The organism is Mesorhizobium sp. M1163, from assembly GCF_040318415.1.
Classification (GTDB): Bacteria; Pseudomonadota; Alphaproteobacteria; order Rhizobiales; family Rhizobiaceae; genus Mesorhizobium.
This window is the reverse complement of record NZ_JAMYMF010000010.1, coordinates 181,164-187,163: the sequence shown is the minus strand read 5'-3', so window position 1 is coordinate 187,163 and position 6,000 is coordinate 181,164. Positions and strand designations below refer to the sequence as shown.

Annotated in this window: 5 protein-coding genes; 1 reads left to right on the top strand and 4 read right to left on the bottom strand. The window is 60.0% G+C overall.

Annotated elements, in window-relative coordinates:
* The coding region (locus NKH43_RS12580) for an ABC transporter substrate-binding protein (RefSeq protein ID WP_352858393.1) at positions 1-1,184 on the top strand (1,184 nt) is incomplete at its 5' end.
* Positions 1,185-1,780: 596 nt separating this feature from the next.
* On the opposite strand, the gene NKH43_RS12575 is transcribed toward NKH43_RS12580, so the two are convergent.
* The 4 genes from NKH43_RS12575 to NKH43_RS12560 all read right to left on the bottom strand — a co-directional run bounded on the left by NKH43_RS12575 (position 1,781) and on the right by NKH43_RS12560 (position 5,969).
* Positions 1,781-2,818, bottom strand: coding sequence for a phosphatidylglycerol lysyltransferase domain-containing protein (locus NKH43_RS12575; protein ID WP_352858390.1), 1,038 nt, complete (start codon positions 2,816-2,818; stop codon positions 1,781-1,783).
* Positions 2,819-3,082: 264 nt separating this feature from the next.
* The gene (locus NKH43_RS12570; RefSeq protein ID WP_352494621.1) at positions 3,083-3,805 is read right to left on the bottom strand and encodes a glycosyltransferase; all 723 of its coding nucleotides are present in this window, start codon (positions 3,803-3,805) and stop codon (positions 3,083-3,085) included.
* 89 nt (positions 3,806-3,894) lie between these two features.
* The gene (locus NKH43_RS12565; protein ID WP_023717680.1) at positions 3,895-4,686 is read right to left on the bottom strand and encodes a glycosyltransferase family 2 protein; all 792 of its coding nucleotides are present in this window, start codon (positions 4,684-4,686) and stop codon (positions 3,895-3,897) included.
* A 113-nt stretch (positions 4,687-4,799) separates the two neighbouring features.
* Positions 4,800-5,969 (bottom strand): glycosyltransferase family 4 protein, encoded by a 1,170-nt coding sequence (locus NKH43_RS12560; RefSeq protein ID WP_051409615.1) that lies wholly within the window; start codon positions 5,967-5,969, stop codon positions 4,800-4,802.
* Positions 5,970-6,000: the final 31 nt, after the last annotated feature.

Sequence of the window (6,000 nt, the reverse complement as noted above, 5' to 3'; positions counted from 1 at the left end):
CCGCCGCCACCGAGCTCAAACTGTTCCATACATGGTCGAATGAGAGCGAGATCGGCGCGCTCAACGTGATCGTCAAGGCGTTCGAAGCGAAAGGTAATAAGATTACCGAGATGGCCGTGCCGCACGAGCAGGCCGGCTCCAGCCCGCTGGTCAGCCTGATCGTCGCCGGCACACCACCCAATTTGTTCATCAACTCCGAGCCTGGCCTTTATCGCGATCTGACCAAACGCGGACTGGGCGAGCCGCTCGACGCCTATTTCGACAAGATCGGGGCGACGCCGAATTTTCCCGAAACGGTTTTGAAGTCAATCAAGGTCGACGGCGAGATCCGCAAAATCCCGACCGGCGTCCATATCGACGGGATGATCTACTACAACAAGAAGGTCGCCGCCGAGGCCGGCGTCGACCCGACCGAATGGGCCTCGCTCGACGATATGTTCGCCGACATGAAAAAGGTCCAGCAGGCCGGCTTCACCTTCATCGGAGTGGGCGGCAACACGTTTCAGGCCGGCTATCTCTTTCATGCCCTGGTCGCTGCCGTCGCCGGCCCGGACATCTACAACCGCTTCTATGGTGAAACGCCTGACAAGACTGTGTTCGACGAGAAAGGCCTTCGCGACGCGATCGACATGTTCCGCAAGATCACCAGCCAGGCCGACGCGGGCTGGGTGAACCGGCAATGGAACGAGACGACCAGCACGGTCATTTCGGGCAAGACGCTCATGCAGATCCATGGCGACTGGATGAAGGGTCAGTGGAAGGCCAACAAGAAGGTGCTCGGCGAGGATTTCGGCTGCATCAACATTCCCGGCACCAAGGCGCTATCGGTGACGGTGGATGCGTTCGGCATTCTCGGCGGCCAGCCCGATGACGTGCTCAAGGCAGAGCTCGACTTCGCCGGTACCGTCGTCGACCCCAAGATCAACGCCGAGTTCGCTTCCATCAAGGGATCGAGCCCGGTGCGCCTGGACGTTCCGACCGACAAGCTCGACGCCTGCAACCAGCTCGTCCTCGACTCGCTGAAAAAGCCCGGCTTCAGCGTCCAGAATCCTTTCAACATATCCGACACCGACTGGCTGAACTCGGTGTGGAATACGATGTACACATTCCAGGGCGACCCCGACATGACGGTCGACGACGTCATCGGGGATTTCCGCAGCGAATACGCGGCGGTCTTCCCGTAATATTGGTTGAGTCCGCGCCGCCCACCTCCTCGGGAGTTCGTCGAAGGACGATACCCTCTCCCGTGAACGGGGAGAGGTTGATCGATCATTTGGCCAACTGAACGCGCTGCCACTAACCCACGGGAAACATTTCGCGCAACAGATGACGGGCGCAACTCCTGCATCCATTGACAGTCGTCATGCTCGGCTGGAGAATGAAGAAGGTCAACGGCGATAGCCATGCGGGAAGGCAATGGTCCAACCGCCAGATACCGGACACCGTCCTGGCAGCGTCGTCGCGGTCATCGTCATTTGTTTGATCATCGTCGCTTTGTTCTTCATAGGCTTCAGATACTCAAGGCCAGGCCAAGGTACCCTCGTTATTCCTGGCGGTACGCTGCAGCAACCGTGAATCCGAACCCTTGGCGCTGATGTGGAGCCGTTCTCAGGCTACCAAAAGTGCCCCGGCGGGGACTGGGGACGATCGCAAGAACGGTCCGGCGCTTCGCAGCCGGTCTTTTGCATCCCGCCGCGCCTTCCTTTCCCACCTAAACAACCAAGCCTGGTCGGTTAGAGGTCGACCATACTGGGAGACGACGAGCCCCATCCATCAAGCACTAGACGGCCCTGATCAGCCGGAGCAGAGAAAGCGCCTCGAAAAAGCTCCCCTTGCGAAAGGCGAGATAGGTCGGCTCTTCGACACCGTGGAACCGGCGCTTGAAGGCCGCCTGCCCCTGCAGGTTGAAGCGGGTGCGATTGACCCACGGCGATTCATAGGCGCGCTGGAAAGCGCACCGCCAGAAATCGCTTTCGACAAACCCGCCGGGTCCGATTTCGACCAGCGGCGACAGGCCGAGGGTAACGACGGAAACACCTTCGTTGCGAAAGCGGTCGACCGCAAATTTGGTCAGGCCGATCTCGGCATGCGCCGAGGCATCGATGTGCTTGCGCTTGAACGAGGTGGTGTAGCCGATGACCTTGCCGTCACTGAACAGCGGATCGAAATCCAGCAAGGCAACGAGCTCTCCATCCGGACCGTGCAGGACGAAGCGGCGCATGTCGATGCCAAGGTGATCGGCAAAGGGCCTGTTGAGAAACCTCATCTCCCAGCGCTTGACGATGCGGTCTGCCCGCCAGTTCTGGGAGAGCCTGGCAATCTCGTCGAGGAAAACGGTCCCGTTGTCCTCCGCAAAGGAAAACCCCTTCCTCAAGAGCCAACGTTCGGAATAGCGCACTGTCTCATTGCGCCTTCCGGAAAAGTCGTGGCCGGGCAGGACAAGCCTGGTGTCGACGCCAAGGCGGTTGACCTGATAGCCAAGCCCGGCAAGCACGCGCGCCGTCTGTTCGCCGATCTGCACGAACCACGGGCTGCCTGCAACCTCGACGAAACGTTTGATATAGTCGCGCCGATCGGCCGGGGCAGCCATTGGATCACCGAGCGCGAAATGATGTCGCGTTTTGCTGCCGTAAGCGATGTAGCCCTGGGCATCGCCGAAGTAATGAAGCCCCTTCTGCACGGCGGCCGAATAGGCAAGGGAAAAATCACCATGGCGACGGACCAGCGCCAGGCGCTCGACATGGTTCAGCTGCAGCCGCGGTATTTTAGGCCCGCGGTTTTCCAAAAAACGATCGAGGCGTCTTCGCAATGACGGCATGGTCGACTTTCGCGTGCCGGCTAGGCCGATGAAAGAGCTGACGGACCCCAGACCGATCATATTGCCGCGAGCTGATCCTTACCTGGTGCGGCATCTTATCCGGCCGGAACCGCCAGATTTAGGCACAATCCGCCCCCGGTCCCGCCCCAAGGCGGCACCACGCATTGTTGTCGACGCCCAGCGTCTGACGGCTGGTTGCTGCGCTCTTCGCGACACGAAATCGATTCCACTTCGGAAGCGCTCACCTGCCAAACACGATGGCGCTTATCGAACTGCGCTCTGAGAAGATTGTGCTTGATCTGAAGCCAGGAATTCGTCGCGTTCTGCTATCCACAAATCGGCATAGTCGACATTCTGCCACTCGGCAAACCACGGGCCGCCGCTCGTATAGTGGACCGCCTTAGGTGTGCCGACAGCAGGCTTTTCGTTCCAGCCTTCGAGCCAATTCCACTCTACCGGCAATGAGCCCAGATCTTCGTCGGCAACCCACTGCATTCGGTGAAGATAGGCGCCACTTTCCTGGTTCACGACCTCTGGCGTGAGCGATTTGACCGAGGGATGCGCGCAATTGAACAGCATCAACGACGACCAGTTTTTCCGAGGATAGGATGTCTGGACCACGCCATCCATCTTGGTCGTGGCCTTCGGCGTATAGTCATGCTGGACGCAATAGACCGCCTTGTCCGAGTCCGTATATTTCAGCAGGCCTGCGACGTCACCGAGCCACAGGAAATCGCAATCGCAAAACAGGGCCCAACCCGTGTAGCCGGCGAGAAAGGGCGTCAGAAAGCGCGTGTAGGTGAACTCCGTTGAGGCGAGCGGGTCTTTTTCCCGCCAGTACAGCCCGCGGCTACGCATCTCGTCCTGCTTGATCGGAATGACGGAGACAGGCGCCGACGCATGTTTGAGCAACGAGTGGCGCGCGACGTCGTACGCGATCGGCTCACGGCTGTCCCATCCGATAAATACCCTAAACGCATCAGTCATATTCACTACCCTGGCTTTCGATTTTAACCGTCGTACACTAACTAGTTGGCGATGGCTCGGCAACAATGGCGGTCGCGCAAGCCGGTTTCTCACAGATTTGTCCTGGCCTCGGTCTTGCTGGTTCGGGTGGAATTGGCCTCGCTCCCCAATGCCACACGCGCCCATTTCTGATAGGTGTAGCTGGCGGAATAAGCGGCAACCATCGCCCCAGTGGAACCGTCCAGAAATCCCAGCCGGAAAACATAGCTGCGCATATAAGCCCAGACAGAGCGCAAAACCGCCTTGCCTATCGAGCTTTTTTTGCCCTCGGCAAGCAGCCGCGCGGCGGACGCTTCGGCGTACCGGCCAATCTTGTCGTGGGCATCCGCCAGGTCGGCGATGGAGTCGTGCTCGATCGGCTGGGACAATCGCCCGACCTTCCCGTTCACCACTACTTTCTCGTGCACGGTATCGTCGCTGAAGCGCCCGGAGCGGCGACGAAATAGCCTGAGCACCAGATCGGGTGACCAGCCGCCATGGCGGACAATATGCCCGCAAAAGCGCGATCTTCTCGGTATTTCGAAGCCGTCATAGCCTTTTGGGTCGGCGATTGCGGCTCTGATTTCCGCACCGAGCGGCGCCTCCACCCACTCATCGGCATCCAGCGAAAGGATCCAATCCCCCGTTGCCGCGGCAAACGCACGGTTTTTTTGCGCGCCGAAACCGGGCCAATCAAGGGTCATCAAAACCTTGGCTCCGAGATCACCGGCAATGTCCCTGGTTCTGTCGCTGCTGTCATTGTCTAGAACGACGATTTCGTCGGCAAAATCCACCGAACGAAGGCAGCGCGCGATGGACGCCTCCTCATTGCGGGTGATGATAACGACCGAGAGCACCGGCACGGTCAGAAGGTTCCGGCATCAAAGCTGCCGCTGTCATTCGAATGTATCTGCAGCATCGGCTCCCGGCCTGTTAGCGCACTGAGGGTACTAACCTAATCCAACAAAGTCGAAAATCATTTCAGATCAAGGCTTTCATACAGCGCCATCATTCGCTTTATCATGACGTTGAAATCATAATGCTCGGCCGCCGCTCTCACCCGGGTCGCGGTCTCACATCGTGACGACAACTGCAGCGCGTGCGCGAGCCCTGCAGCGAGGTCGCTTTCGCTGGCCGCGTCGCAAACAAGCGTCGGCTCGAACCGCTCGACAAGCTCGCGCGCTCCGCAGCCGGTGCTTACCACAGCGGGCAAGCCGCTGGCCATGGCCTCGATCACCACTGTGCCGAAAGGATCATAGATGGAAGGCAGCACGGCAATATCGGCCGCGCCGTACCACGGCAACATGTCCTTTTGCGGCCCCAGCATCTTGAGCCTTGCGCCGAGACCCAGCCTGTCACCAGCCTGCCTGAAGGCGTTGGCGCGCGAATCGTGGCCGACGACCCACAATTCCGGCTCGCCATCGAGCCTGGCGACAGCCCTCATCAGTGCAAGAAGCCCCTTTCGCGCAAAGCCCGAGCCGACAAACAGGACGACCGACCTGTTATCGTCGACGTCGAGCCGCGCGCGGACCGCGGTCCGATGCTGTTGGCGCAGTTGCGGATTGAAGCGGTCGAGGTCCACGCCGTTGGGGATATGGTGCACATTTTCCGCCGGATAATCGTAGTGACGGACAATGTCGTCTGCGACCATTTTCGAAATCGCAATGACAGCTTTGAGCCGTGGGCTGGCATAGGTTGCGCGCTCGAGGCGCAGCGTCTGGCGGTGAAAAGGGCTCAGCGCCATTGCCGCCCTGCCAAGCCGCGTCTGGAAACGCCGCCGCTCGGCAAGATAGGCGGCATGAACGCCCTCCCCGGCCCGGAAGACATCGCAGCACGGGAGGCGATCGTTGCTCTGCACCAGCGCCCGTGGCATCTCGGCGATCTTGCGGCAGGCGGCTTGAGCAAAGGACGTCGCCCGCAGCGAACGCGGAAAGCGGCGGCCGGCGCAATGGATGAACTCTATCCCTTCATTACGCGGCCAGTCGCCGGAGAGCACGGCCACCGGCCGCTGACGCGCCGCGAACGCGGCCATGATGTTTTCCAGCATGATCTCGCCTCCACCGAAAGGCGCATAACGCTGGCGCACGAACAGGATCGGCACTGTCGGTTCGGCTTGGACCTGCCGATCATGCTGAGACAGAGCCATTTGACCTCGCTACGCCGTGAAGATTTGCACA